The sequence below is a fragment of the Nocardia sp. NPDC001965 genome (genome assembly GCF_053594175.1).
Genome location: NZ_JBSFDZ010000034.1, coordinates 1 through 26,727, shown reverse-complemented (window position 1 = coordinate 26,727; position 26,727 = coordinate 1). Strand labels below are relative to the sequence as shown.

The 26,727-nt window shown below is 59.6% G+C and carries 20 protein-coding genes and 4 pseudogenes; 14 read left to right on the top strand and 10 right to left on the bottom strand.

From position 1 onward, the window contains the following. Positions 1-132: 132 nt before the first annotated feature. From ACWCPQ_RS29435 to ACWCPQ_RS29425, 3 genes are all read left to right on the top strand, one after another. Positions 133-2,325 carry an MMPL family transporter gene (locus ACWCPQ_RS29435; protein ID WP_449904912.1) on the top strand — a complete coding sequence of 731 codons (2,193 nt, stop codon included), beginning with the start codon at positions 133-135 and terminating at the stop codon, positions 2,323-2,325. 74 nt (positions 2,326-2,399) lie between these two features. Further along, positions 2,400-2,924, top strand: coding sequence for a type VII secretion system-associated protein (locus ACWCPQ_RS29430; protein ID WP_449904910.1), 525 nt, complete (start codon positions 2,400-2,402; stop codon positions 2,922-2,924). Next, positions 2,921-3,835, top strand: a complete 915-nt coding sequence (locus ACWCPQ_RS29425) for a hypothetical protein (protein WP_449904908.1) — start codon at positions 2,921-2,923, stop codon at positions 3,833-3,835. The genes ACWCPQ_RS29430 and ACWCPQ_RS29425 overlap by 4 nt, the downstream gene beginning before the upstream one ends. A gap of 198 nt (positions 3,836-4,033) precedes the next feature. Here ACWCPQ_RS29425 and ACWCPQ_RS29420 read toward each other — a convergent pair. From ACWCPQ_RS29420 to ACWCPQ_RS29405, 4 genes and pseudogenes are all read right to left on the bottom strand, one after another. Further along, positions 4,034-4,192: pseudogene (locus ACWCPQ_RS29420) on the bottom strand (hypothetical protein); the annotation flags it as partial. A gap of 76 nt (positions 4,193-4,268) precedes the next feature. Next, positions 4,269-4,517, bottom strand: coding sequence for a hypothetical protein (locus tag ACWCPQ_RS29415; protein WP_449904956.1), 249 nt, complete (start codon positions 4,515-4,517; stop codon positions 4,269-4,271). A gap of 71 nt (positions 4,518-4,588) precedes the next feature. Continuing rightward, positions 4,589-4,933, bottom strand: a pseudogene (locus ACWCPQ_RS29410) (IS110 family transposase); the annotation flags it as partial. A gap of 566 nt (positions 4,934-5,499) precedes the next feature. Continuing rightward, entirely contained in the window at positions 5,500-6,099 is a 600-nt protein-coding gene (locus ACWCPQ_RS29405; protein ID WP_449904906.1) for a hypothetical protein, read from the bottom strand. A 470-nt stretch (positions 6,100-6,569) separates the two neighbouring features. Between ACWCPQ_RS29405 and ACWCPQ_RS29400 the strand changes: the two genes are divergently transcribed. The 6 genes and pseudogenes from ACWCPQ_RS29400 to ACWCPQ_RS29375 all read left to right on the top strand — a co-directional run bounded on the left by ACWCPQ_RS29400 (position 6,570) and on the right by ACWCPQ_RS29375 (position 10,814). Continuing rightward, entirely contained in the window at positions 6,570-6,890 is a 321-nt protein-coding gene (locus ACWCPQ_RS29400) for a transposase (RefSeq protein ID WP_449904905.1), read from the top strand. A gap of 602 nt (positions 6,891-7,492) precedes the next feature. Further along, positions 7,493-7,594: pseudogene (locus tag ACWCPQ_RS29395) on the top strand (hypothetical protein); the annotation flags it as partial. 133 nt (positions 7,595-7,727) lie between these two features. Continuing rightward, the gene (locus tag ACWCPQ_RS29390) at positions 7,728-7,928 is read left to right on the top strand and encodes a DUF6338 family protein (protein ID WP_449904903.1); all 201 of its coding nucleotides are present in this window, start codon (positions 7,728-7,730) and stop codon (positions 7,926-7,928) included. A 608-nt stretch (positions 7,929-8,536) separates the two neighbouring features. Further along, on the top strand, positions 8,537-8,701 hold the full coding sequence (locus ACWCPQ_RS29385) for a hypothetical protein (RefSeq protein ID WP_449904901.1): 165 nt from the start codon (positions 8,537-8,539) through the stop codon (positions 8,699-8,701). A gap of 596 nt (positions 8,702-9,297) precedes the next feature. After that, entirely contained in the window at positions 9,298-9,831 is a 534-nt protein-coding gene (locus tag ACWCPQ_RS29380) for a hypothetical protein (RefSeq protein WP_449904900.1), read from the top strand. A gap of 563 nt (positions 9,832-10,394) precedes the next feature. Then, positions 10,395-10,814: a hypothetical protein gene (locus ACWCPQ_RS29375; RefSeq protein WP_449904898.1), complete on the top strand. Its 420-nt coding sequence runs from the start codon at positions 10,395-10,397 to the stop codon at positions 10,812-10,814. Positions 10,815-11,131: 317 nt separating this feature from the next. On the opposite strand, the gene ACWCPQ_RS29370 is transcribed toward ACWCPQ_RS29375, so the two are convergent. Beyond that, positions 11,132-11,410 (bottom strand): MarR family winged helix-turn-helix transcriptional regulator, encoded by a 279-nt coding sequence (locus ACWCPQ_RS29370; RefSeq protein WP_449904946.1) that lies wholly within the window; start codon positions 11,408-11,410, stop codon positions 11,132-11,134. Positions 11,411-11,891: 481 nt separating this feature from the next. Between ACWCPQ_RS29370 and ACWCPQ_RS29365 the strand changes: the two are divergent. Beyond that, positions 11,892-12,185: pseudogene (locus tag ACWCPQ_RS29365) on the top strand (carboxymuconolactone decarboxylase family protein); the annotation flags it as partial. A 1,132-nt stretch (positions 12,186-13,317) separates the two neighbouring features. On the opposite strand, the gene ACWCPQ_RS29360 reads toward ACWCPQ_RS29365, so the two are convergent. The 3 genes from ACWCPQ_RS29360 to ACWCPQ_RS29350 all read right to left on the bottom strand — a co-directional run bounded on the left by ACWCPQ_RS29360 (position 13,318) and on the right by ACWCPQ_RS29350 (position 17,213). After that, the gene (locus ACWCPQ_RS29360) at positions 13,318-14,220 is read right to left on the bottom strand and encodes an alpha/beta hydrolase (RefSeq protein WP_449904896.1); all 903 of its coding nucleotides are present in this window, start codon (positions 14,218-14,220) and stop codon (positions 13,318-13,320) included. Positions 14,221-14,871: 651 nt separating this feature from the next. Next, complete coding sequence (locus ACWCPQ_RS29355; protein WP_449904894.1) at positions 14,872-15,852, bottom strand: asparaginase; 981 nt, start codon at positions 15,850-15,852, stop codon at positions 14,872-14,874. After that, on the bottom strand, positions 15,849-17,213 hold the full coding sequence (locus ACWCPQ_RS29350) for a dihydroorotase (protein WP_449904892.1): 1,365 nt from the start codon (positions 17,211-17,213) through the stop codon (positions 15,849-15,851). Before ACWCPQ_RS29350 ends, ACWCPQ_RS29355 begins: the two co-directional genes overlap by 4 nt. 1,109 nt (positions 17,214-18,322) lie before the next feature. Between ACWCPQ_RS29350 and ACWCPQ_RS29345 the strand changes: the two genes are divergently transcribed. The 3 genes from ACWCPQ_RS29345 to ACWCPQ_RS29335 are packed head-to-tail and all read left to right on the top strand — an operon-like array spanning position 18,323 to position 21,388. Then, positions 18,323-19,984, top strand: a complete 1,662-nt coding sequence (locus tag ACWCPQ_RS29345; protein ID WP_449904890.1) for an FAD-dependent monooxygenase — start codon at positions 18,323-18,325, stop codon at positions 19,982-19,984. 52 nt (positions 19,985-20,036) lie between these two features. Continuing rightward, entirely contained in the window at positions 20,037-20,948 is a 912-nt protein-coding gene (locus ACWCPQ_RS29340) for an aldo/keto reductase (RefSeq protein ID WP_449904888.1), read from the top strand. A 14-nt stretch (positions 20,949-20,962) separates the two neighbouring features. After that, entirely contained in the window at positions 20,963-21,388 is a 426-nt protein-coding gene (locus tag ACWCPQ_RS29335; protein ID WP_449904887.1) for a nuclear transport factor 2 family protein, read from the top strand. A gap of 1,105 nt (positions 21,389-22,493) precedes the next feature. Here ACWCPQ_RS29335 and ACWCPQ_RS29330 read toward each other — a convergent pair. Further along, positions 22,494-23,192, bottom strand: a complete 699-nt coding sequence (locus ACWCPQ_RS29330; RefSeq protein ID WP_449904885.1) for a hypothetical protein — start codon at positions 23,190-23,192, stop codon at positions 22,494-22,496. Positions 23,193-24,004: 812 nt separating this feature from the next. On the opposite strand from ACWCPQ_RS29330, the gene ACWCPQ_RS29325 reads away from it, so the two are divergent. Then, on the top strand, positions 24,005-24,931 hold the full coding sequence (locus tag ACWCPQ_RS29325) for a tyrosine-type recombinase/integrase (RefSeq protein WP_449904883.1): 927 nt from the start codon (positions 24,005-24,007) through the stop codon (positions 24,929-24,931). A 776-nt stretch (positions 24,932-25,707) separates the two neighbouring features. On the opposite strand, the gene ACWCPQ_RS29320 is transcribed toward ACWCPQ_RS29325, so the two are convergent. Then, positions 25,708-25,905, bottom strand: a complete 198-nt coding sequence (locus ACWCPQ_RS29320; protein WP_449904881.1) for a hypothetical protein — start codon at positions 25,903-25,905, stop codon at positions 25,708-25,710. Positions 25,906-26,727 lie beyond the last annotated feature (822 nt).

Sequence of the window (26,727 nt, the reverse complement as noted above, 5' to 3'; positions counted from 1 at the left end):
CAAAGGGACGTCATTTCCCAAGCACCGGAAATATTCAAATCCCAGCGTGACGGTTGATGACTTTAGCGATTACCTGTAGCCAGAGTTGGTTCAGATATACGAACGAACGTTCCACCGACGTGAAGGCGAGCCATGACGAGCAACCTCCCCACCTTTGCAGCTGCGGCCGCCGAGCCTAGATTGCGCCGCCTTGGCTACTGGCTGGAGGCTCACCGCCGAGCTGTCGTGATGCTGTCCTTGCTGGGAGTCGTCGCGATGGCGGCCATTGGCGTCGCGACAGTCGGCGGGCTCTCGCTGGCGCGGTTCGAAGCGCCCGGTTCGGAATCGGATCGTGCTGCGAAGGAACTCGCCGATCAGTTCGGTACCGGCAGTGTGGATCTGGTCCTGCTCGTCACTACGCGAGGCGGCTCCGTGGACCAACCGGCGGTCCAACATGCTGGAATCGCTCTCACAAACAAGCTAGCCGGCTATCCCGGGGTTGCCGAAGCGGCCTCCTATTGGACCAGAGGGAATCCCGCAACGCTCCGAAGTGACGACCACCGGCAGGCCCTAGTTGTCGCTCGGATCCCCGGCAGCGCGAACGTCGTCCGCTCGGAGATTCTCCCTGCGATCGTTCCTGATCTAACGCGCAGCGACGACCTCATCGAAGTACGTGCAGGTGGTGGCGAGGAGATCTTCCGACAGACCGTTCCACAGGCTCGGCAGGATTTCCTGCGCGCAGAGCTGCTCATATTTCCGCTCGCCTTCCTCCTTCTCTGGCTCTACTCGCGCAGGGTTCTCGGCGCAGCAGTACCCTTGGCGATCGGTGTATTTGCCATGATTGCCACGCTCGCAATACTGCGTCTGGTTCTGCTCTTCACAGATGTCTCAACCTTCGCCTTGAACATCACACTAGCAATGGGCCTCGGTCTCGGTATCGACTACTCATTGCTGATCATCGCACGATATCGGGAGGAGTTGCGATCAGGGCGCCCAGCCCGGGACGCCGTTGCATCTGCTGTGGAGCATGCAGGCCGAACGGTGCTGTTCAGCGCGATGACGGTGGGTAGTTCTCTCGCGGTGCTATTCGCGCTGCCGTTCGAATTTCTGCGCTCCTTCGCGTATGCCGGAATTGCCGTTGTGGTCGGCACGACGGTCGGTGCGATCATCGTCCTTCCAGCAATCCTGGCAATGTGGGGCGACAGAATCGTACACGCTGCGAATGGCGGCAACAGTGTCGGCGGCAGGTGGCATTCGTTCGCTCTACGCGTTATGCGTCGGCCGATCCTTTACGGTGGTATCGCGGCGGCCGTCATAGTGTTGCTTGCCTCACCGGCGCTGAGTCTGCGATTCGGTGTCGCCGACGACCGAATCCTGCCTGAGTCGGCACCAGCACGACAGACGCAGGAACTCATACGGCAGAATTTTCAATCGGAAGAGACCGATGCATTACAAGTCGTGGCAACCTCACCGGTTGTCGACCTAGCTCGGTATGCGCAGAGATTGTCAGAGCTCAAAGGAGTTGCTCAAGTAGACTCCGCCGCAGGTGCATATGTCAAAGGAACACCGATTGGGCAGTCGGATACTGCTCGATTCAGCAGTCGACAGTCAGAGGGAACCTGGATTTCCGTTGTCCCCACTGCCGATCAAATGGAACGCGACCCAACCGGTCTGGTGGAGCTAGTTCGAGCGACGCCGGCGCCTTTCACTGTCGCAGTCGGGGGGTATCCGGCCGAACTGGAGGACTATCGGTCTTCTGTGGCGGAGCGGCTGCCAATATTGTTCTCGCTGATCCTGTTGGTTACGTTCCTACTTCTATTTGTCATGACCGGCAGTCTGCTGATTCCGCTCAAGGCAGTCGTCTTGAACTTCGCCAGTCAGGCTGTGATGTTCGGCGTACTGGTCTGGGTGTACCAGCAAGGCCATTTGTCGAGTATTCTTCACTTCACTTCGACTGGTGCCCTCGACCCAAGTATTCCGATCTTGATGTTTTGCATCGCCTATGGGCTGTCCATGGATTACGAGGTATTCCTCCTGTCGCGAATTACTGAAGAATACGAGAAAGTGCGCGACACGGAAACAGCAGTGGCCGTGGGGCTTCAGCGGAGCGCGCCGCTGATCACCTCTGCTGGAATAATATTGGCACTGTCTTTTGCCGCATACGCTTCGGCCGACATTGTCTTTGTCCAAATGATCGGAGTAGGAATGGCGGTGGCCATCTTAGTCGATGCCACTCTGATTCGCGCAGTATTGGTCCCGGTGATGATGCGGTTGCTTGGATCCGCCAATTGGTACGCGCCTCAAACTTTCCGCCGCGTAAACAGCCGCTGGCGCGTCGTTCATTGATACCGCAAGAAACTCTGAAATCAAGAAGGGTGAGGAATGGTAATTGGTGCCCGATGGGACGGTAGGTGAAGGACATGGCCGATCAAGCAGCGACTGTCGTTCAGTCGGGTGACTGGTTGGTGTTGGTCGATCCGCGCTGGCAGGAAACCGCGCGCGAGGTGATGCCGTCGCCCGGGATGATCCTCGGTGGCTGGGTGATCGGCAAAGATGGCGTTGCGGGTCCGTTCGAACCCAATCCGAACTACTTCCCTATCGACGAGACGGTGCCGACCGATCCCATCGACGCCGTGCTGAGGCGCAGCGCTGAAGGTGACAACGTCGGCGGCGAAGAGATCATCGCGGCGCTGCACAGCGCCTTAGTGGAGATCGGATGCGACAACCAGAACGAACTGCTGGTGAGACCGGCTCCGGACGGGGTGCCGTGCGTTGCAGTCGCCACCGCCGCACTACACAAACACCGTGTCAAGGCGGACCGGTGGTGGCCAGTGCAGGGCACGGTGCTGGCCGACATCGTGCCCGCCGACACCGATATCTTACTCAATCCAGGCAGTCCCGCCCAGTTCCGGTTACTGGCCCGCAGTCTGCGATCGGCCGAATGATGCTTGCTACTCAACTTGCCCGAATTACCCACCGACTTCGCGCAGCAGCTACCGAGGCGGGCGGCGCACTGCAAAAGGGCATGCACGGAATCTCCAATGATGTCCGCAAAATTTCCGATAATCTCGTCACAGCCGACGAAACAGGCGTCCGGGCGATGAGTCGAGTTGACCCGGACACGCCACGCCTTTTCGGTCAGAGCCTCCACACCGGACTCGTTCACTTCTTCACACCCGACCAAGTCCGCAGCATGCCGATCCTAAGCCCCGACAAGAAGGTCGTCGGAGTGGTATTTCCGGCGATGCTCAGAGACATAAAGAAGCCAATTATTTTCGATCGTGACGGATTCGAATTCGGGAGCCACTCGTACCACCAATTCGCAGAAAGCGGAGGAGTCTGGCGGCCGGAGTGGGTCTACGAAGGCGCGGTCCCAGCCCCTTGGGGTGAAGAGAGAGTATTCGCGATGGCACACTCCACTAAGAACAGATACGCCGTCCAGGTCAAGAAGAAGATCCCGTTCACGAAATGGAGTAGATGGGTGCCCGTGCTAGTTAACGGAGAAACCTACGGGCAGATCCTTGCCGCCGACAAGCATTTCAAGCGGGCTGTCAAAGGCGCGCCAACGGCCGAACTGATCCAGATGTCATGTTCACCCGCCGCGGGCCGGGCCGCACGCGAGTCCGCCGAATCGCTACATTCGACGGGAATAGGCTTCGACGTACACGCTTCCGAAACAATCTGTCTGCACCAAGGCAACTTCAGCGAAGAGCAGGGACCAGGCTTGGTGAAATTGAGCGCCGACATCATCACCGATTTCGGTTTCGAAGTGAAACCGGACCAATCCGGTGGCCCGACGAAGTCAACCTTGAGTAGATACGAGGCACCCAGACAACCACGGAACACACAAGTCTGACGCCCCACGACCCAACCCCGTTGCACACGACTTCGAACACCGCGCAGTCGACTTCGAACATCGACATTCGCGCCGAGCCAGCCGGCCAGCGTCGAGAGACTGTGGATTTCTCGGCTCCTCTCTGGTCAAGCCCCGGCCAGCAGAGAGGTACCGGTATCCAGAGCATGACCCAGTAGACGACGTCGTCGAGCTTGCGTTTCAGGCATCGCAGGGCTTCTTCATGGCCTTCCCTGCGGCGCGTTTGCGCCGGCAATAGGCGCGTCCGGCGGTATCGCGGCGGATCTGGGTGATGGCGATGACATGGAGCGCGTAGTTGAGCTGCCGGTCGCAGGCGCGGGAGAGCCGCTGGTGGCGAGCGTCTCCGGAGGAAACTTCGACCGGAGCGACACCACCATAGGAAGCGAACGCGGCAGCGGATCAGTAGCAGCCGATGTCACCGTGCGCGCGAGAATCTTGGCAGATACCAGGGTGCCGTGGTGGTGAGCTGGGTGCGTGATTCGGTGACGACGGCGTTGGGTGGGTCGGTCGCGTTGTCGATGCGGCGATCGAGCCGGCGAAGTTCGCCGACCGGATCGACTGCAACCTGCCGGGGAGTCCGGCCGTAATGCTCACTCCGACGCACCGACCGCAGCAGCTGGGCCGCGGCCTCGGCGGTGAGCCTCTTCGGCAGCCCCGCGGGCACCAGTTGGACCAGCAGGCGGTGCAGTCATTGGCGGTCTGAGTGCGGGTGCGGATCAGGTCGTCGCGGTACTCGGTGAGCGTTCGCAGGACCTGGGCGGTCGGGTTGGTGCGCATGGACTGCTGTCCGGTGCTGGTGAGTGCGGCTATACCGACTGACAGGGAATCGGCTTCGTCGGTTTTGCAGCCGTGTCTGGTCGAAAGCATTCTGACCCGGTGTGCGAGTTTACCTGGAACATCGAGGCTTTCGATCCCGTCGATGGCCAGCTTCTGCGCGAGCGGAACGCCGAGTCCACCAGCTCCTTCGATCGCCCAGATCGTGTGGGGCCAGGCTAGGCGAATCGGCGAAGCTGCCGATTGCCGGTGCGGTTGACTTCTACACGCAATGAACCGAGGGGGCTGGCACTGGTTGATCGACAACGACTGCCGTCCAAGATGCTTTGTGCCGGTCGGCAGCTATCGCGACCTGATCGGTGGGAGTGGTTTTTCGCCACGGCAACCTTTATGAGGACCTACGAACGATCGGTTCCAACGAGGAGTGCAACCAACTTCGGGCGGTGCAGACCCCTCTCTCGAGCCACTCCCTGTCAGCAGCCGCGGCCGGGACGCATGCCGTTAAGAGGTCAATCCCGGAGGGTGACAGGTGTTTCCCGAGCGACCCCGACCGCAGCCTTGAAGATCATGGCTGCAGAACACGAACTCCGGCTCCTATTCAACAAGTTGGTACCTTTCTGCTGGCCGGGGCTTGACCAGAGAGGAGCCGTTAGCGAGGCTCTGGCCCACTTTCGGTGGTGCATGTGAGGTGACGGCGGCACGATTGGTTACATCGGCGAACCGTGACGTCGTTCATCGGTGAATCCTGACGGCGGTCTCACCGAGCAAAATGCTGTGTCGGCGAAATCTGACGTCGCGATCGTGCTTGACACCCACCATCGCTGGCTGCTGCGGACCGCGCTCAATGAGCGGCTGTTTCCAGACGGCATCCTTCAGCAGCGCAGATACCGATGCCCCGTTGCGAGATGAACCGCCCGCGTCGACGCACCGCTCACCTCGATCGCAACCGTCCACAAAGCGTCTCCATCGAGCGGGTCTCCGGGAAACGGTACGGTGAAATCCGCGTCCTCCAGCCGCAGCCCGAGTAGCCGCCGGTAGAAACGTTCGGCAGCAGCGGGGTCCACGGACTCGTGCACGACCCGGCCGGGAGTCCGCGGTCCGAGCGGATGAGACCATCCGGTGAACATCTCCGGTTGCCACAGCGACACACTCGCGCCCAGCGGATCGAGGATGGTCGCGAGGATTCCTTGGTCAGCAATCGAGGTAGGAGCGAGCAGGCTGGTCGCCCCGTGGCTGATGGCCAGGGTGTGCACAGCGGCTGCATCCTCGACACCGAGGTAGTAACTGACGTGCGCAGGCGTTCCGAGTGGATAGAGCGCGCTGTCCAAACTGCTGACCCCGGCCAGCCAGTGGCCATCGGCTCGCGCTTTGATCGCGCCCCGCCAGTCGTCCGGGTCGACCAGGCATTCCCAGCCGAACTCCTCGGCGAACACCCGACCGGCCACCTCGACGTCCGCGGACTTGAAGTCCATCCAACAGAACTCTCCACGCGGCCTCGAGCCGGACGTATGCAGGCAGGTCAAGACAACTCCTCTCGCCGACGACCATTCTCTCAGTCCGGAAGCCGTCGCGATCGTGCCGGCGGGATGCTGTCAGTACGACGCGTCACCGGCCTGAGCGCGCGATCGGTCAATACGGCCGACCAGCAAGATACGTTCGTCAGTAGCGTCAGATTTCGCCGATACCGGTAGATCTCATCCTCGCCACCAGACGTCAGAACTCACCGATAAACGACGTCCAAATTCACCGTCCTAACCACACGATCGTCCGGTGGCTGAAATGAGTGTTGTTGTCGGCGGTGCGGCCGTGCGGAAGCTGGCCGGGCGGGCCGCGGCCCGAACGCTCGGGCGGTGGTCGGTGCGAATGTCGCGGCAGACCGCGGTGCGGGTGCTGCTCGGCATCCCGCTGCAGACCCCGAGGGGGCCAAGGGTGCTCAGTGTGGATGATTTCGCTTGCTGCGCCGCCACCGCTACGGCGCCGTGCTGATCGACGCGCGACTCACCAGCGCGCCGATGTCCTGCCCGACCGCCGCTCCACCACCCTGGAAGCGTGGTTGCGGGCCCATCCCGGCGTCGATTTCGTCGTGCGTGACGGGTCGGCCACCTATGCCGAAGCGATCCGCCGCGGCGCCCCGACGGCGATCCAGATCGCCGACCGCTGGCACCTATGGCACAACCTGGTGCGAGCAGCAGAGAAGGTGGTCGCCGCCCACGCCCGCTGCTGGGCCGCTGTCGGCCCGGAACGTCGGCAGTTGACCCGCTAAACCACCACCCTCGCCCGCTGGCACGCCATCCACGACCTTCTCGACCACGGGGTCGGACTCATGGACTGCGCCCGCCGTCTCGGCCTCGGCTTGAACAACCGTCAAACAGTATTCCCGCGTTAGTGAACCCGAGAAGCTGCGCCGTCCGCCGCAATGCCGGGCGAGTCTGGTCGACCCCTACCGTGATCACCTGCGTGTCCGCCGCGCGGCAGAACCCGGCGTGCCGGTCACGACCTTTTTGGCCGAGATCACCGATCTCGGCTACACCGGTAGCCTGAATCTCCTGCACTAGTAACTGAATCAGGGCCGCGCTGAGTCCGACCGAGTCATGCCCTCGCCCCGGCGGCTGACCGCCTGGATCACCACCCGCCCCCGCGAACGCTCATCTCACCGAGTTGCTGGCGACCCGTCCGGACCTGACCGTCTCGCGGAGCTGGTGAGGAGGTTCGCCCCCATCGTCACCGAACATCGCGGCCGTGACCTCGGCGACTGGATGAGCAGGGCTCGCACTGCGGCGCTACCGGAACTCGACCTGTTCCTGCGCGGTATAGACCGTGACTACCACGCGGTCTTGACCGGGCTCTGCATCCCCTTACAGCAACGGCCCGGTCGAAGGCGTGAACACGAAAACCAAACTGATCAAACGACAAATGTGTGGCCGCGCCGGACTCCGGCTGCTCCGCCACCGCATCCTCCTGGCCTGAATCCACCCAGCTACCACCGAAAGTGGACCAGAGCCGTTACCGAGATAGTCCCCGCTGTGCCGGTCGGCTCTACCGTAGCCAGCACGCAGTGTGTATATGCTGCGGCGGATCCTGATCCATAAGCAGGCGAGAGGTGCCTGATAAGTCTGCCGCAAACGGTATTCTGCTCGCGCTGCTGGGCCTGGTCGTCCCCGGGGTCGCCTTCTCGGTTGCCCGTCGCCGGCTGGTCGGACCGGGCACCGATGAGAAGGATTTCAGCATGCGGCTCGCGCGTTCAATCGCGGTGAGCGTAGTGCTCGATTGCATCTGTATCGGTCTCGGCTGGCCCTTTTGAAGAAGTTCTGGAGCAGGGACCCGAAGGGTGCGCCCGGCCACCTGTAACACCCGCAGGAAGCCGCGGGAGCAGTTCTGGGGCAAAGCTCTGTGTATGAAGCGAGTCTTCCCGGTTTCAGTTCGTTGGTGAGCGTGGTGCTCGGTGGGGTGGGATGGGGGGTCTCGGCTTCGCTGCGAGTAGTGCGTCACCGACCAAGGAGTGCGGAAGTGTGCTGTGTGCGCGGTGGTGGAGGAGGGTCGGCTATCGGCAGAGGGTCGTTAGCGGCGTCCGGTGGAGCGGTTGCGCGAGGTTTTTGCCGTTCTGTCGTGCCGATTCGTTGGAGTGTCGGTGACCCGGATAGTGCTATGTCTGCAGTCTCAGTCCGTTGAGGTTGTTGTCGGTGTTCGCGCGGGTCACTTTCGCGCGTCCGCTGACTTCGTTCACGAGCTGCCTTACGTCTCGGTGCGGAATCGGTTGACACCTTCGCCGCGGCGGCATACTCTGGCAGTTATAGCAACAATGTGTAGCATTAAGGTTCGCGCAGGTTCGGTTCAGAGGACTACGGCCGGGCCCGCCGCTGGAATCTGATCGGGCGTTTTTGGACCCGAGCGCATATGAGGAGCACGCCGATGGATACGAACCAGGGCAACCGTGAAGTGCCGATCGCCGGCGCCGGACCGACAGGGCTGATCGATGCAATGCAGGTTCTTGCCCCTGGCGATGGGCGGGATGGAAACTATTCGATGCTCCGCATCGGATATTTCGAGATCGCCCGGACGAAAAGCAAGAACTAGTGGGCGAATTCGTGAAGAACTTCGGCCATTCCATGTGGCATGGTATCAATGGAGAAGCTTATGGCGTTCAGTACGGTCGAGTTGGCACGAGAAACGGCACGGGGTCGAAGATCTGGATCCGGAAGGGCGAGCGTCACTCTCTGCCGAGGACGGCGTGATGGAAAATCCGCTGGCGGCCGAGTGGGTGGCCCGTCGTTTATGGGGGCGGGAATCTATTCGTAGGACGCTTTCCGATGCACCAGAAGCAGCCAGGTGGTCGGGAGTTCGATTCGTCGAGCACCACTCCATTGCGGCTCATCAAAATGGACAATTCTGGGATAGTAGCAGAATTCTTGGTTTGGGCGAGTCGTCGACGGTTCGCCACGAAGTTCTGTATCTGAAGATATTTCGAGCCCACAACCGAAGAGGTCATACAATTTCAAGATTACTGGATCTTCGATAGTGCCCAAGTATTGTTCGACGATGCAACAGCCGATTTCGTCAATCGAAAGGCGTCGAAGATAGGACTGGCTAACTAAATTTAGTTCTCAAGCATGAACCATCGAGCATCAAGAAAGCTGCAAGCGTGAATCGAAATGGATCCACCTGAGGAGTGAGTGGAATTGCTGCATCAAGGTCTTTGGCCAGCGGCCGAGTCGTTATCTGGCGACTATTCATCGGGCAGGGTTCTGCCTTTGTTGGACTCTGAACAGCTTTTTCGTGCTATCTCCGGCCGCTCCTCCATTGCATCACCGCTCGTTGGATGGGCGCGTGAGTTGAGTGACTTGTATGCGAAACTAATTTCAGCCTCGCCGAAGGAGATTCAAGAACGACCCGGTTTCAATCCCGAGATCATCCGGCTAGACCTCGAGCGAATTATTGACGAGGTTGACAGTTGGGCGGTGGAAAACATTCCACGGTCAAGAGGCGCGCGAAAGCATACACACTCGCTGGGGCAAGTAATAAGCCACGTGGCAAGGCTTTACGCTAACGCGTGGTGGGCGGTTCTGAACTCGGAAGATGAAGAATTGCGGCATAAGTTATGGTTTCACCTCGGAGAAGCTTGTGAAGGCTATGCCGATATGGTAAATGAAATAGAGACTCGGCATCTCCAGTTGCCTTTGGGGGCAGGTGGAAACCGAACGACCTAAATCAACAGGTGGTCAAAGTCGGGTTGCATTGGGAATAGCGGATCCTTGAGCGCAACTCGAGTAATTCGGTAATGCCGTACTTCCCGGTTTCGAAAGTGGAAACCTGTGCAAATGGTGGTGCCGTTTTCAACATCTTAGGCGAAAGTATTTGAGGAATCGTGGGATGTAGCAGCTCCCGGACTGGATGAAAAATCCGCGCGGCACGGTTCGCGTCGAAAATTCTGCATTTGAAATGATCTGGTATAGCTGCTTGTCTGAATAGCCGAGATAGCTTGCTGTGGAAGTTCTGAAGAGTCGCGCACGAGTTTTCCGACATGCTGCTGCGCAACTCGAGCGGTGTTAGGCCTCGAAATTGACATCGGCGTTGGCTTACGAGCTTGCCCGTTCGGTAGAGATCGGTGTGGCGGTTCCGGCGACCTCGGGGCCAATATTATCCACAGGAACTTGGTGATCGGCCCGTGCGGATAGCCGCAGACATTCGGCACCAACACGGCTCGGCCCCGGAATGCTGAAGCCGGCCCGAGCCTCAGAGTAGGGGCGGCGGTCAAGACTTATTATCACGGGTGGGCGACGAGCTAGGTGCGTGGATTGGGTCCGCTGATGATGCGGTAGGTGGTGCGGCTGGCGCTGCATCCCTCGGCCAGATCGGCCAGGCTGGCTTCGTCGCCGGGGTTGTGATACTGGCGGTAGAATGTTTTCCGCGCGGTGAGAGGCAGTTTCGTTTGCTTGCCCTTGAGACGGCCCCTGGCAGATCTGGTTGCCCAGCCCGAACAGGCATCGCGCTCACGCAGGTTGGTCAGGATTTCACCGGCCGCGACCTTTTTGCCGGCGAACCGGTCGAATTTCGTGGTGGTCAGCTTCGCCTGCCGGTCCGCGACCGCTGCGGCGGCGGAGGTGACTGTGGTGCGCGCGTTGTCCAGGCCGGTGCGGTTGCCGCGGGTGATGCCGGAGAATCCCTTGTCGATGAGGATCCGTTAGCGTGACACCTGCGAGGGCGAGCAGTTGCTCGGTTTGGATCCCGACGTCTTGTTCGTCGGTGGACGGCGCACATATCCGACGCGGAAGGGCTCGATCACAACGGCGATCGGTCCATATGACGGGGGTTCACCGGAACAGTTCGCGGAACACCTGTACGGAACACCGCCGCCCAAGGCCGGATTCCTGTGGCTGCGGTGCTCCGTTGGCCGATCGGCTTAAACCCCCGGTATGGCTCAGTACAACCCCAGAAGTGCTGCCCGCCTGAACCGTGGGGGCCGCTCCACGACCCGGTGTAGTCGTTTCCGCGTGGCAGTACGTCAGCTCATGCCGCCGAGCCAACCTTCGGCGTCGAGCCGGAAGGCAGTGGGGCCGAGACCGTGCGAAGGTCGTCTTCCATTGCACGGAGGCAAGCTTCGCCCACCTGTTCTGACCAGCCGGCGCGGAGGCGGTCGAAGATGGCGGCGGAGCGGGTCAGGGAGTCAAGTCCGTGCGGGGTGAGGCGGACAATTTTGCGGCGGGCGTCGGCAGGGTCTTGAGTCCGTTCGGCGTAGCCGACGGCGATGAGACGGACGACGGTCTTTCCAGCCGACTGTTTGGAGATCCCGAGGCGACGGCCGATATCGCTGGCGGCCGCCCCTCGAGGCCGATTGCCTGCATCGCGAAACCGTAAGCGGGACGCGCGCCTTGATGCCCCTGCCGGGCGAGCTCGTCGTGTAGTTCGTCTATCAGCTGACGGAATCCCGCAAACAGCAGCAATGGAACCTCGTATCCGGCCCCGGGGAGTGCGTTGTGACCTCTACTGTTGCCAGAAAATGCAACCCGGTTTCGTATTTTACCGTCAATCATGTTGTCTATGCTGGGGGACTCTATGTTCGACCCGCACACGCTGGAAGCCGCCCCGGAGGCTGCACGACAGGCAATGGCGACCGTCGCGGAACTCGGGCGGGAAGTGCCCGAGGCTGTTGCGCGGTTGGCGGCCTCGCCGGAGCTGCTGAACGGGTTCCTCGCCATGAGCGCGAGTCTCGAGCACTGCACACCCTGGATTCGTTGGCACGCGAAATCGTCATCATGTCGTCGCGGTACGCAACGGCTGCCACCTCTGCATCGCCGTGCACACCGGCAAACTCCGCAAGCTCGGCGCGGATCCCGAGCTGATCGCCGCCCTATGCAAAAGCCGGATGATGGAAGATCAGCGCCTCGAAGCTGTCCGAGTCTTCACCCTGGAGGTGCTGGCTGACGCCGGTGCGGTGGGCGATGATGAGCTGAAAGCTTCTTTGGCACAGGGGTATACCGAGCGAAATGCCCTGGAGGTCGTCCTGAGAGTCAGCACATACACCATGTCCACACTTGCCAATCGCCTCGTCCGAGCCGCGTAAATCTCAAGCGGCCGTCGGCCCGCTGTTCGTTGAGGCGGCGCACCGACGACGGCCAGCCAGGATCCCGGGACTCGTTCCCGGGGGAGGTTCAGGCGGGTGTCCCTGTCGGGCCGGAATCGTCCGTAGGGTAGATGGCAGGCAGCGCGCTCAGTGCGCGGCGTTCGGTGTCGCCGACCAGGTCATGGAACTGCGGGTCCTCCAGGACGGCTTCCAAAGAAGGGTCTTGATGTGCACCATCGCCGACTGCAGTACGTGCAGGGCGAGCATCGAGACCTCGGCGTGCTCGCAGTCGGCGCCGGTGCGCTGGGAGTCTCTGCCGTGGAGCGCGACTGTATTGGCGGAGCACCAATTTTCCACCACTTGCAACCCGAGGCAAAGATTGTGCGGACGGACCGGCCCGGTTCTTCGAGGGCCTCGTAGGTGGGATGCTTCGGGCGCCGCGGGTGAAACGGCGCAGGATCGATTTACTCTCAGCAGTCCCGAGCCGTAAGGGCGGTAGCGTATTTGACCATCTGGTCGCACTGCTGGGCGAGTCGCACCGGTCTCGTTCCCACCTGATGTCAGTCACCCCCGACCAGCGTCCACGACCCGATCAAATCCTCAGTCGACCACTCCCGACGCACGCCCGGCAACAACAGCCGAGTCAACCTGCGTACGACGCTACTTTGCGGCTCGGGCCAGCTTCAGGATTCTGAGGCCAGCTTGGAATGGTTTCATTCGGGCGCTGTAGTCGGACTGTCGAGGGAAGTGCGATCCGAGGACGGAACATGGCTAACAACTTACGATCGTATTGATTGCTCGACTGCGAAACGTGTAGCATCGGAGACCTTCTCGGATTCGGAAATATCGAGCATACCGACGAAGAAAATCCCTATCCGAAAATCAGCCTTGAAGGGCATCGCATCTCTCGCGACGTTTTCCCCCGTTGGCCGCCGATCATATGAAGATATCTATGGTGCCGCTGTCGTAATCGGTAACGCGTTTGATAATCCCAGTTCACTCTGGTGGGACGGGTCGCTGCGCCGGGTATCGGCCCACGCGATCCCAATTTAATGTGAGCAAGGTGAATGGTCAAACGCTGGCGGCCATCAGGTGGGTTCAACCTCTAAATCGACCCTAAAGGGTTCACGAATTATAATTTGCTATGTCTCTTCAGGAATTCTAATTCCACGCGCAGAACGTTCTGGTGGTCTAGACCTCCCTCATATACATCGTAGTGGCCACCACGACTACGGTAGAGCTCACCACGCGGCGCCCGCATGGCAGCCTTCAGAGCTGGGGTGGTGGGTGCGACGGAGTCTGTCTCTGCGACCACCATCAGTAGAGGGCATCTAACCCGGCTTGCAGTGCGCACTGGTCGGTGCACAGAAATATCAAGCACCGACCTTGCTGTAATCTGATTTGGCCAAGCGCTCCCATCACGTGGGGCAAGGCGTTGTAGTCCGATAATTGCATCGTCGTTTGCGATAACGCCGCTACCGCCCGACGACGTATTGATCGGTAGGTAACGCGGTGACCGTCCCACGATGCCGCCGATCAAATCAGCGACCGCGGTCGTGCCCAGTCGAAATGCTCGCCGTGGAGGTGTGGCGCGAGTGCCGGCGAACCCGTCGGCCAGGGGGCACTGAGCAATCGCACCTGCAAGATCGACCTTCGATACGGCAAGGTCGAGAATATGCATTCCAGCGAAGGACGTCCCCCAGGCAAACAATCGTCGCCGATCCAGCGATTCGTGTTCAGCAGCCCATTGCAGAGCTGTGTGGTAATCCTCCCGCTGCCTACGGATGGACAGATATTCTCGCGGTGACCCCTGAGAAGAACCCCAATGACGATAGTCGAACACCAATGCCGCGAATCCGTGGTCTGCGAAAAACTCCGCGAAAGGAGCCAAGCCGGCAGCCTTGATGCCACCCAACCCGTGCGCCATCACGACAGTTGGAAGAGGTCTCGTCGTAGCAGGCAAATATAGCCAGCTGTCGAGATGGTGACCCGAGCTAGTAGGTATCTTCAGATTCTCTCGTTCGATGGTGCTCATCAACGAGTCTCCTTCAGACGGTAGATGGCAGGGAGCGGGATGTACCGGCGTCGGTCGCGGACATGCCCGAAGCGCGCGGTTTCGGAATTGAAGTAGTAGTTGTTGTACTAGGGAGTAGACTCGATATTGTTCGCGCGTGAGCCGCGATGGGAAGCGGTTGCGGCCACTCGCGCCGTCGAGCACACCGCCGTCGGTACGATAGAAGGTGGCGCGTGAGCACGCATTTAACGAATCGCGCAAGAATTGGACCGGTCTCGTCCGCTACTCAATGAGCTGTTAGACGAACTAGCACAAGCTATCGGATTCCTTTTGCTGAACTATTCGGAGAGGCTGGAAGAGGAGGCCGGCTTCCTCCTTTACCGAAAGCGCCTACTGTGGAGTGGAAAAGGCCCATAACTAATGCGGCCGCAGCGGCAGCCGTAGCTGCAGGCACTGGGTGATTTTGAGGGTGGGCAAAAAATAGAAATATACCCATCAAAACATACATGAGCCAGCCGGCTATCAGGTTCGCAACTGGCGAGTTACCTAGCGAACTTGGAAATTGCTCCTTTGTGATTCCTTTTACAAAATGTGGTGTCGCATTGGTGGCAAGTAAGCTCGCTACGAAGCTCAAAGCGACGGTTTGTAACATGAGGGGACTCCTGACGTGGATCATCTTTCGAAAAAAGACCGAATTTGTGCATCAGTGCAACGCGCGGTTAGTAGCAGTGTGAGAGCAACCGCCGCCTTTATCGGATCATGCCAACCGCCCGCAATCAGTCCGTGTGCCAGAAGATTCTGTTCAGACCCTGGGAAAGCGTATGTGCTGCTTAGTATGCGGCCGCTCCCTACCCGTGAGCACAATACGACTGGATGCCGAGCGGAAAAGGTGGCTAGTGGCTCAACCCAGGATGGATGGACGTGCCCGCCGCCGAAAGCTACGAGAACCAGGGCATCGGGCGGGTCGCTCAACAGCCAGTTCAACATCTCAGTGCCGCCCCCAAATAATGCGGTAATAATTTCGATGCGTGGGATAGATGGCAGGCCGACCAGAGGGATCGCCAGCGGCGGCTTTGCGGGACGAAGTTCGAGATACGGCTCGCCCTCATGGATGTAACCGAGTCGGCCCGGCCAGGACTGAAATGCATGTAGATCGGTGGTATTGGTTTTACGCACATGGGCTGCTGAGTGTATCTCGTCGCCGAGAACCACAAGAACGCCGGCTCCTGCGCAACTACGATCGGCTGCGACAGCAATTGCGGCCGCGAGATTGGCGCCTCCGTCGGCGCTAGGGGCGGACGCTGACCGCATCGCTCCTGTGACGACAACTGTAATCGGATCCGAAACTAACAAAGTGAGGGCATAGGCGACCTCCTCTATGGTGTCCGTACCTTGAGTAATGACTACACCCTGGTAGCCATGAAGGTGGGCGGTCTTGATTTCGTGTGCTAAGGCGAATATGTCGTCGTAGTCCAGATGGACGCCCGGGACGATGCGGAGATCGCGTACATCCACCCGCACGGAGTCGCTCGATGTATCGATGAGCTCTGCGGCGCGTAAAGTCGGACGAGCATCTCCTCCGACGGTATCGATCATCGAGATCGTGCCGCCGAGGCCGAGTAACAGGACTCGCGAGTTCGGTTGCTCAGTCACTTGCGCACCTCGAATCCTAGACCCGGTTGAAATTCTCCATTGCGGACTTCCGTCAATCTACCGTCTTCGCATACGATATTTCCTCGCAACAATGTCAGCACCGTCCTGCTTTGCAAGTGACGGCCGGAAAATGGCGACCACCCTGCATTCGATAGTAAGTCGGAGTCTTTGATCAGCCATTCCGATCTCGGGTCTACCAACACGAGGTCGGCGTCGAAGCCGGCTGCTAACTGTCCTTTTCGCTTGAGGCCGAAATGTTCTGCAGGGCGGCGTGAGTAGATGTCTGCAATCCGCTCGGCCGTTATCATACCTGACGCAATCGCGTCCACGAGTAACGGAAAGGTAGTATCAAGTCCCGGGAGTCCGAAAGGCGCCGACCAGATATCTCCAGAAAGCTTCTGTTGACGCGTAGATGGAGCATGATCACTTGAAATCGTGTCGATTTCACTTGTGGTCAGAAGTGCCCACATTGCTGCCTGTTCCTGATCATTTCTGATCCTTGCGGGAGGCGTGAACTTGCGCAACGCACCTTGCTTAGCTACCTCATCCTCTTTCATGAGGAGGTATTGAGGACAGGTTTCGGCGCTGATTGTGACACCGGACATTCGCGCATTCGAAACATGGGACACTATGGCCGGATGGCTGGCGTGCGCTATTCGGACATTGGCCTTGGTCAACGCTGCGGCCGCTGTCACCTGAGATACGGCGACCAATTCTGCCTCTCGGGTGCGCCACTCCGTCAACAGGGCTGGATCGACGCGGTCTGCATCGCGAAGTAGCCGCTCAGCAGCTGCGGTGATCAGTTCATCCTCGCAGTGCACCAAGCATCGAGCATCGAGTTCGGACAGTCGGCCTAAGACATCGAGCAACCCGCTTGATCCGATGCCGGGTACGCCATGCGTTGTACATGTGAAGATCTTGAAGAACGCGACTCCGGCGTGCCAAAGCGGCTCGATCTGCTCCAGGCGATCGGGCCAGACGTGGGCGGCCAGCCCATAGTCAATATGGGCGCGGTCGGCCAAGAGATCCCGTTTTTCTGCAAGGCGTGTCAATTCGTGCACAGGCCAGCTGTGGGTATGCTCGACGATTGTCGTGACTCCGGCGCGCGCTGCCGCAGCGGTTCCCTGTACGAACGTTTCCCTGCTCGGGTCGCCGGGCTCCATCAGATGGACATGGGTATCGATCATCCCAGGGAAGACCAGTAGGCCCGAAGCGTCGATGGTTGACCGCGCGACGCCGTCCCAGGTACCAACGACGACAGTCACGATACGACCAGAGCGAATCAGGACGTCCGCTACCGTGGTTGTTTGAGTGGTCACGACCGTGCCATTGCGAATGACGAGATCGATGTCCGCGGTCACCTTATCCTTAGGCGAGCGCACCATGCGGCTCATTGCGTTACCCGTAGGCATTGGTAAGATTTCCAGCAGTTTGTGGAAAAATTGAAGTTCTGTAACGCAACTAACGCGTCTCGGAGAGGCGTCTCGTCAATCTCGATAACTTTGCGTCCTACGGGAAATTTCAGGCTCACGTCTGCGAACGAATGAGATCTACGTAGAGTCTGGTTAACACAGCGCTGCGTTAGCTTCAGAAGGTTCTTCTGGGCTAGGCCGCCGGGGTTTGTCCCCAAACGTCGTCGAGTATGTCTAGTTTCTATCTCGTGGCGGGCTGTGGTGAGGGATTGGTTTGCTCTCGGGGGCGAGAGTGCACAGTGTGGGTCGAGGTGAGCGGCTGTTGGGTTGTTGTGCGGCATGCCGCTTCCCTTCTGTGTCGGTAGGTGCTGCGGTGCTGCAGCTCTGGCATTGATAATGCAACGTTCCTTCTTGATAAGCAATAGTTGGGAAGAGGTTCAGTGCGGGCGACTTGAGGTTGGAGGGGGTGGGATGTTCTGTGGACGTGTCGTGATGGTTTCGATGGCGTTTCGTGCAGGGTTTTCGTTGGCTTTGTGTGTGAAGCGGGTCTTCTCGGTTTTGGTTCGTCGGTGAGAGTTTGGCCCGGTTGGGGCGGGATCTGGGGTGCTCGACTTCGTCGCGAGTAGTCTGTCGCCGACCATGGGTGTGGAAGCGTCCTGTGCTGCGACAGTGGTCGAGGAGGATCGGCGATCGGCCGGGGGCCGTTCGCCACGCCTGCGGGTGAGGTTGCGCGAGGGGCTCAAGCCGTTGTGTCGTGCCGGTTCGTTGGAGTGTGGGTGACCCGAGTGGTGCTATGCCTGCATGTCCCTGCTCGTTGAAGCCGTTATCGGCGCTCGCTGCAAGTCCCTTTTGCGCATCCGGTGGCTTCGATCACGAGCGGCCTTTTGTGGCGGTGAAGAATCGGTTGACACCTTCGCTGAGGTGGCATACTCTGCTAATTATAGCAACTAATTGTGGCTTTAAGATTCGCCCGGGCCGGTTCAGACGACTTCGACCGGAGCCGCCACTGGAATCCGATCGGGCGTTTGTGGACCCGAACGCATATGAGGAGCGCGCCGATGGATACGAACCCGAGCAACCGTGAAGTGCTGATCGTCGGCGCCGGACCGGTAGGGTTGACTCTGGCAAATGATCTGGCCCAGCGTGGGGTTCCGATCCGGATCATCGACGCGCTTCCAACTGCGAACCCGCACGCTAAGGCTCATGGTCTACAGGCGCGCACGTTGGAAGGCTTGGACATAATAGGACTTGGCGGAGCCATGATGCGTGCCGCGGTGACGCCTCAGCCGACTATTCTTAACTGGGCGAACGGGCGCGCGGTGAGCGAGCTGCCGGCAGGCGGCGCGCTGCGGCTGCCTTACCCTTATCAGCTCAGCATCTGGCAGCAGGCCATAGAAAAGGTACTCGCTGATTCTCTGGCCGAACTCGGTCATCAGGTTCACCGTAGCAGTCGCCTAGTCGATTTCGAAATAGATGAAGATGGGGTCGACGTAGAGATTGAGCAGGACGGTGGACGGCATCGAATACGCGTAGGCTGGATCGTAGGCTGCGACGGAGGGAGAAGCGCTGTCCGGAACCGGTTGGGATTACAGATGCACGGTGATGCTGAACCTGGAAAGTGGTTCATCGGCGAGTTTGATATGGATTGGAATACGTCGCGTGACGTGATCTTTTTCGGCCGCCACAGAAAAGGATCGGCAATCGCATTTTTCGATCCACATACTGAGAGATGGCATGCTTGGGTGACTCTTCTTGAAGACAAGATTCCGCTCACTCTCGAGAACTTCAATGAAATCTGGCATGAATATACAGGTCTCAACACCAATGTATCCAACCCATTATGGATGCACGAGCTCCGTGTAAACTATGGCACTGTGGACCGCTATCGCGACCGCCGGGTATTTCTTGCTGGTGATGCGGCTCATGTCCACAGTTCGGCGGGCGGCCAAGGACTGAACACCGGTGTCCAAGACGCGCTGAATCTCGGATGGAAACTAGCTCTCACAATTGACGATCGAGCTGCGTCGAGCCTTCTCGACACTTATACCGAGGAGCGATTGGCCGAAGCTAGAAACGTGTTGGCCCGTTCGAAACGGATGCATCGGGTAATGTACCCTCGAGGACTCGGGTCGCGAGTCGTCTCCTCGGCGATGGCGATGGCGGTGCGAAGTCCGGTACTAGCCGAGAGGCTGGCCGCCAGACGAATGAGTATGGTGCATATTAATTATCTGGACAGCACGCTTTCGTGGAATAACTCGCGTCAGGAACCTGCAGATGCTCGGGCTGGATCATTTGTTCCGGATGTATCTTGTCGGCGAGCAGGGCGTGGGACCAGCTTGTTCTCGGTTCTGCGTGGTCCTACAGCGGAGCTGCTGTTATATGCCGGCGAGACACCCTCATTCGATGTGGTCAGTAGATTGGCTCAGATAGCTAAGCAGCTTTCAGCACTTCAGGACCTATTGCGGGTGCATTTTGTATTTCAAACTGAAGTAGACGCGAGAAAGCTTGGCCGGGAAGTCGATGCTGCAGATGTGATCATTGATGGTGGTCGAAAAATGCGTGGCTCGTTGGGGCTTTCGAAGCCTGAAATTATATATGTGCGACCTGACGGCTACATTGGATATCGAAGCACCGCATTAGATGGACCGCAACTAGCGGAGTACCTCCGACGGGTGTACGCGAGTCGAATGCTCGAGGAATTGAACGACGGGAATCGGTAATATGCGACACAATAGCCTGGGCCAAACCGGCCTGCAAGTATCACGACTAGCATTGGGTACGCAGAATTTCGGCTGGCAACTTGATCTCGCCGAGGCCCGAGAGGTGCTTGATTCAGCTGCTGAAGCTGGTATTACCTTCATCGACACAGCCGACGCCTATCCAGGTTCCGAGGATATCGTCGGCCAATTGCTGCAAGGGCGCAGAGATGACTTCATCTTGGCTACCAAAGGCGGAGGGCCGGTCGGGCAGCGCGTATGGGACAACGGGGCTTCCCGGAAGCACTTGCTCGACGCCATCGATGCTTCACTCACGCGCCTACGAACCGATTATGTCGATATTTACTTTCCGCATCTTTACGATCCTCTCACACCTCTGGATGAGACCCTTCTTGCGCTCGACGCCATCGTCTCCAGCGGCAAGGCGCGGTACATTGGCGCATCCAACTACCTAGCTTATCAACTTGCTCGCGCGCTAGGACGTAGTGCACTGCATAATACGACCCAGTTCGTGTGCACTCAAACTCGGTACAATCTCCTGTCTCGGGAGGCTGAGAAGGAACTGGCCCCGCTTTGCCAGGAAGAAGGCCTGGGTGTCCTCGCTTACAATCCTCTTGCTGGCGGGCTGCTCACTGGTAAGCATAACCGGATCGAGCCGCCGCAGGACGATACTCGCTTCGGCTCGAAGGCTGGCCCGTTCGGTACAGTCTACCGCGCTCGCTACTGGCATGAAGAACAGTTCGACACCGTCACGGAATTGACTCGAATCGCTGGAGAAGCCGGGCTCGATCCCGTGACGATGTCGGTCGCCTTCACGCTTGAGCTTCCTGCTCTCGCGGCGACAATTGTTGGTGCCAGTAATCCCCGTCAGTTGGGGCCGACCCTGGCCGCACTTGACCTTCGGCTGGAATCGGACCTGATCTCCACCCTGCGCTCGGTTACGCACAGGTGGCGTAACGGTGAATGATGAAGGGAAATCGAATGTCGAATATAGATGAAAACAAGGAAATTATCCGAACCCTCCTAAAAGGGTGGGGCGACTGGACTCAAGGTCCTACCATTGATCTCCTTGCTGATAATTTTCAGTATGAACACCGCTGCAATGCGGAGACCTTCCCTTTCTTGCTGTCGTATGACGGTAAGAAGGAAATGATAAGGCACTGCTTGACTATGGTGGAAATGTTTCCCGACATATCACGGACGCCTACCAATATGGTCGCCGAAGACGATACTGTAATTGTTGAGAATATTTGCCGTGGCCATAGTATCGATGGAAAGCTTTTTGAGGTATTCCTCATCGATATTTTCAAAGTTAGTGAAGGAATAGTAATTTCTCAACGAGAGTACGCGGATACGGCGTATTTCCTAAGTTGGCGCCAAGCTGGCGAATTTATTAGAGGACACTGAGAGGCTCGCGCTAGCATTGGAAGAGTTCGAATCACCCTCTAATTCAAAGGCCTGTCGGGGAAAATTTTGTCAATTTCTTCGCAATTTGTTGTAAAGCACTGTACAGGCCTGTCAGAACTTGCTGCCTGCACTGTAGAGGATAGCGGCCTCGCGACCAGGGTCGTTGCCCGCGGCTACGACCTGCAACCCTGCGGCGAGTGCGTATGGCGCAATCGCACCTATCCGCGCCGGCCGGATCATCGTCGCGTATGGCAACCCCTTCCTCTGGAGCACGAATCTTGAAAGGCATCAACTACGAACCGCCCTGGCTGTTGGTGGAGAGAGTGCCTCTACCTGATCCGGTCGACTACATCGGGGAGGCCTGCAGCATTTTCAGAATGACGAGCCAGATTCCGGCGCACTGCCATCGCTGGAACGGTTCAGAGATTGCCGATCATGATCTGATTTCGACAAACCCGACCCGGGGATGGGCCCCACAACCCACGCTTCCAGAGGCTCGGAGCGGCGGTCGGGCAGGGCATCGATACGCTGATTGATCGCGGCGCCAATTTTTACAGTCCCGCATGTGTGGCGGCGCGAAAAAGCGGATCATCCAGGCTGAGAATCCTCGGCACCTTATGGAGCTGCAGCGGAATCCCGAGTTGTACCCGCACCGCAGTCTGCCGCGGCAGTCGCATCGACCACTATCCGAGCATCCGGACCGCGGCCCGGTCAGCTCACGCACCGCTGCACGAACGTGTCCGCTCAACTGCGTAAATGTGCTGTACCTTTCCAGCGCACTTGCTCTCAGAACGTGCGCCTCGTATCCCTGGGTTGGGGAAGTGCAGGTGCCTGACACGCACCCGCGCTACCATGCAGCGCCCACGACCGGAAGATTGGCCAGCCGCTGTCGTGGACACATGAACTCGGGCCGTCAAGCATCGTGCCACCGTCACTTGACAGCGCCTCTGAAAGCGAGCCAGAGCCCGTGCCGAAAAGGTTCCCTGTGCGGCAGTTGATACCGGTCCTGTCGAAGGTGTCGGTGCCAGTAGTCGTATCGGTGTGTGAGGAGACCTATTCGAGGATCGACCGGGTCTAGTGTCAAGCTAGATCGAATCATAGGGTGCTATCGGACTGCACCGCCGAGGAACAGGCCGCGTTGGGAACCGGCTTCGGTGACTTCCAGCGCTCCCCCCAGCATTGCCTGGCAATTCCGGCATGGTCCGCGGTGTTGTCCATTATGTACTGTCGCATAAGCGTAATCTTCTAGTGCGGGATTCTCGCCTGTCCTCTGGGCGACCAATAGCGCACGATTAGCGGCGTGAATCTCCGCGCAGCCCCCTGCCGGCCAGTCCTCGAGACTCCTTTTCGGCATCCTCGACTCGAGTTCCCAGTGCAGCGGAAACGGAGGCCCTAATCGAATGCCTTCCGCTTCCTTCGCGTACGTGCCAGCGCCGGGATAGAACGTGTTGTTCGATCCGAAGAAGATTTTTCCAGTCTTACGGTTGTAGAATGCTGTTGCCAGTTTTGCTGGTCGTACTCCGTCCTGAAGTGCTTGAAGTTCGACTTCGTCGGAGTGCGTCCTGGCCTGACTAATCAGGTCAGGTGCGAGATCGATTCCTCCACTCGAAGTCGCCGATGAAGGGAAGACGAAACGTGGAATGCGACATTTATCAGCCTTTCCGATAAGGTCAGCGGCGGCGTCGGCTTGTTGCGCTGCCCTGTTGGTGGCGCTTTCTAAACCAGAGCTAATCGATCTGGCGCTAACGGCAAGTTTAGTGGCAAGGCCCTTGATCGCCAATGCGGGTGCTCCGCTGTATTCCAATTCGATTTTCCTTCAATAGAACTAGATGAATCTCTTGTCGAGCATTCGTGCTGCCACGAGTCGCGTGGGATGTTTTTTTGCAGGCCTGCGCTTCAAACGCTTTCCGGCTCGATTCAACGGCCGCTGTTGCGCCAGTTGTCCAAAACCGGGCCTATGGCAGCGACAAGATCTGGCTCGAACCGGACGACGAGGCCCCCTCGACGTCTGGTTTATGCGGGTTATTAGCGCCGATAACTAGTCCATGTGAGTCGAGGGCAGTTAGTGGGACCATCGCTCCAGGCCCGACCTCCGCTCTCTGAGTCGAAGTAACATGCAAGTGTAATACAAAGTATCGTTGCGTTAGCAGAGGTTAGGTTGTCGAACACGGACTGTCAACCGCTTCTGTGCCGAAGCTGTGAGCGGCTCCTCGGCTGCGACGCGCCCGTCACCCTCCTTGTCGCGGTCGGCTGCGGCGCACGGATTCTACACGCCCTCAAGCTCGTTACCCGCGTAGGAAGAGTCTCGCAACGGTTCGCTGACATCCGAAGTGGCATCGCGGCGTGCCTGCTGCCCGCAAGTCGAACCTCGCAGTGACTCGGGGCTCGGATCTGGTGTTGTTCGCTTGATAAGCGCGATATTGTGTTGCATTATGGAGGTTAGAGCTCGATCATCACAGCGCCCGCTGGAACAAGAGGTGCTGCGGTATGTGGTGAGCCGCCCTGGGGTTAAGGGCCTTCCGTGTTGTGGCGGCTCGGGAAAACTATCTGCGACAGTGGTGAGAGGCGTGAGTAGAACGGCTTCGGGCGGTATCGCACTCGGCTATTCGAATGCGGATGGCGGATACGGTGCAGATCTATCTGGCAACGCTGACGGTGCGAAACACGCATGAGGCATACGGTGTGGCGCGGGATCAGTTGCTTGTCGATTCCGGGGCGGATACGGATGTGGCGCTGCTGAATCGGGTGGGTGGCTGGTTTACGTTCGTGCGGGAATCCAGGTCGGCAACGACGTTCAACATCCGGTTGATCGCACTGGCGTCGGCGTGCGGGTACCGGCGCGAGCAGGGCTGGCTCGCTGATGATCCGTTGGTTCGGTTGCGGGTGAAGCCCGCGCAGCCTGACACCGCAAAATCGTTGCGTGGGATCTGGTCGCGCCGATTCTCTGATCGCATGTGCCGCTGCGAACCGGTGTTGGGGCCTCTGCTCTCCGGTTCTTCGGCCCGCGCCGAAGCGGTCCTGATGGAGGATGTGCCCGATCTCGAGACCGCGAACCGGTGGGCGGTGGTGAGTGGCAAAGGCGGAGCCCGCAAGGTCATCGCGTGCCAAACCGGTGCCGCGGAGTTGTTGCCCCGGACGCTGGCCGGACGCCGGTCGGGACCGCTGTTCCTGACCGACCGCAAAGCTCGTCTGTCGGTCGCCGCAGCCGGTGTCGACTTAGCGGCGCATCGTGCTCGGTTGTCTTACCGTCGCGCTGCAGAGCTGCTCGAGAACCAGATCGCGCTCTTCGGTGGCGGTCCGTACACGTTTCATCGGCTACGGCATTCTAGGCAAGGTGGCTATGTCGTGGAGGACGGAGCGTCCACGCCGATGCTGATGAAGTTATCGGGGCATATCTCTGTGCGGAGCCTGGTCAGGTCCGCGCGGGTGTACGACGAGGACTTGCGCCGGTATCAGGCCGGCAGCGACCCTGCCGCGCGGCGGCGGCGATCTCGGCAGTGGGTTTTGTGTCGGGTTCCGTCTGGCACAGTCGATGACGGGTGAAGCGGGACGTGAGCTGCTCCAGAGCATGCGTGACGTCATGGTCAGGTTGCTCAGGGACGAATACGGTCCCCACGTGAATCGCACGCTGGGGGATCTGGCGGAAATTGCGCGTGGGGAAGATGCCCGCGGGATAGGAAGGACCGTCGACGCCGATCGTGACGGCCGTGAACTGATCGAAGCCGGCATCCGGCTACAGGATCGGCTGACGGTGCACGGTGATGGTGGCAGTGAACACGGCCGGGTTCCCGATAACGTGGCAGCGCTGCTGGCCAGGGTCCACGCGAGCGGGGTGGATCCGGGGACCGCGGCTCGGGTCGAGCGGGCGGTGCTGAACCAGTATCAGCAGCTGCGGGAGCGGACCCTGCGGCAAGAGTTCCTCAACAACAGATCCCGTGACCTGCGCGGTCGAGGCGAGTCTGCTGACCGACGTTGCGCAGCCGGGTCGCGAGTCAACACCGCTACCCTGGACCGGTCACCCGCCCGAACTCGACTTTCATCGCGTGCGGAACACAGCACCGCCGCGATCGGCGACCGGTGCAGGGTTTCCGAAGGCGCGAGTGAAGGCCTCGGTGAAACCTGGATGCCGCGACATCATCCAATACCAGCTCCGGGAGATCGACGCGCGGCAGCATAGCCGCCACCCGCGCCGCGGATCGGTCAGCGCGGCTGCGTGCAGTTTGCCGACGTCGTCGACCGTGGCCAGTGAATCGCCATCGAGCCGGGCGCGACCTCCCGATAGGCGGTATCCAGCGCCTCGGCATGCTCAGCGAGCATCGCTAACGGGTCCGTTGTTCAGGCCCGGCCTCGCGGGCGATCTCCCAGTGCTCTCCGGCCAACAGGTGCCCACGGAAATCACGCCATTTCGACGAGGCTTCCAAGAAGACGCTGCGGCGCTTGAGACGAAGGTGGAACTGTTCGAGCACACGGAACACGTAGGCCGCGCGATCAACGGTCTCGGCCGGGCGGCCGGTCACATAGACCAGCCGAGACCACGACCCGCCGATCAGGTCGTGATCGACCGGCGCTTATCGAGCCGCCACATCCCGGAATTACCAGGCTTTCCCTGATGAACTTGGCCAGCGTGCGCATCGCGACCAGAACCGGTGCACCGTCAGGGGTCGTACCGTAGCCATGCCGTGCCTCGGTTGGGGCGGAAACGGCCGCACGGTGGCGGAACCGCCCGGCCAACTCGTCCGCGCGCCTACCGTCGAGTTCGGCATCGCCGGGTGGGGCCAATTCGTCGATTCCCGCGACCGCCGGCCTCAGCGCGGAGCCGGTCACCTTCGCTTCGATCAGATCCCACACCACTCCCAGGTTGAGCCTGTCTGCCTAGCCTGACTCGTCACCCCGGATGAGCCTCAATCCCTAACGCGCCTATTCATCGGAAGCTTTCGCGGCCCACCGTACGAGCCGTTGTCGGAGTTGGGCCGGTCAGTGATTGCTCGTTGTGTCGTCGAGGACCGCTGAACCTTGCGTCGAGTAGAGCAGAGAGGTTCAAAGGCTTGGCGACTGCTGTCAAGCGGTGGGCCGCCCCCTACCGCGATCACAACACTGCCGGGGGTGGCGGATCCGCCTGAGTCGCCCGCGCCGGTTACCGAAACGCGCCGAATGCCGCGCCATCAAGCCTAACGAATCGCTGATCGCGCGATAGCGCCGGTCGCCGATATCGCGTCGGGCACATCGGGCGCTGCACCGACGCGGGGGATCGGGTTGGCAGCATCAGGTTCGGTCGCGGGTGCCGGAGGGGATCGCGCAGCCGGAGGACATCTCCGACGCGGTGTGCTGGCTGGCGAGCG

Excerpts from the sequence above, each read along its gene's own strand:
- ACWCPQ_RS29435 (WP_449904912.1), top strand. The coding sequence starts at position 133 with ATGACGAGCAACCTCCCCACCTTTGCAGCTGCGGCCGCCGAGCCTAGA.
- ACWCPQ_RS29385 (WP_449904901.1), top strand. The coding sequence starts at position 8,537 with ATGGATACGAACCAGGGCAACCGTGAAGTGCCGATCGCCGGCGCCGGA.
- ACWCPQ_RS29345 (WP_449904890.1), top strand. The coding sequence starts at position 18,323 with ATGGATACGAACCCGAGCAACCGTGAAGTGCTGATCGTCGGCGCCGGA.
- ACWCPQ_RS29405 (WP_449904906.1), bottom strand. The coding sequence starts at position 6,099 with ATGGACTTCAAGTCCGCGGACGTCGAGGTGGCCGGTCGGGTGTTCGCC.
- ACWCPQ_RS29425 (WP_449904908.1), top strand. The coding sequence starts at position 2,921 with ATGATGCTTGCTACTCAACTTGCCCGAATTACCCACCGACTTCGCGCA.
- ACWCPQ_RS29360 (WP_449904896.1), bottom strand. The coding sequence starts at position 14,220 with ATGAGCACCATCGAACGAGAGAATCTGAAGATACCTACTAGCTCGGGT.
- ACWCPQ_RS29430 (WP_449904910.1), top strand. The coding sequence starts at position 2,400 with ATGGCCGATCAAGCAGCGACTGTCGTTCAGTCGGGTGACTGGTTGGTG.
- ACWCPQ_RS29335 (WP_449904887.1), top strand. The coding sequence starts at position 20,963 with ATGTCGAATATAGATGAAAACAAGGAAATTATCCGAACCCTCCTAAAA.
- ACWCPQ_RS29400 (WP_449904905.1), top strand. The coding sequence starts at position 6,570 with ATGATTTCGCTTGCTGCGCCGCCACCGCTACGGCGCCGTGCTGATCGA.
- ACWCPQ_RS29325 (WP_449904883.1), top strand. The coding sequence starts at position 24,005 with ATGGCGGATACGGTGCAGATCTATCTGGCAACGCTGACGGTGCGAAAC.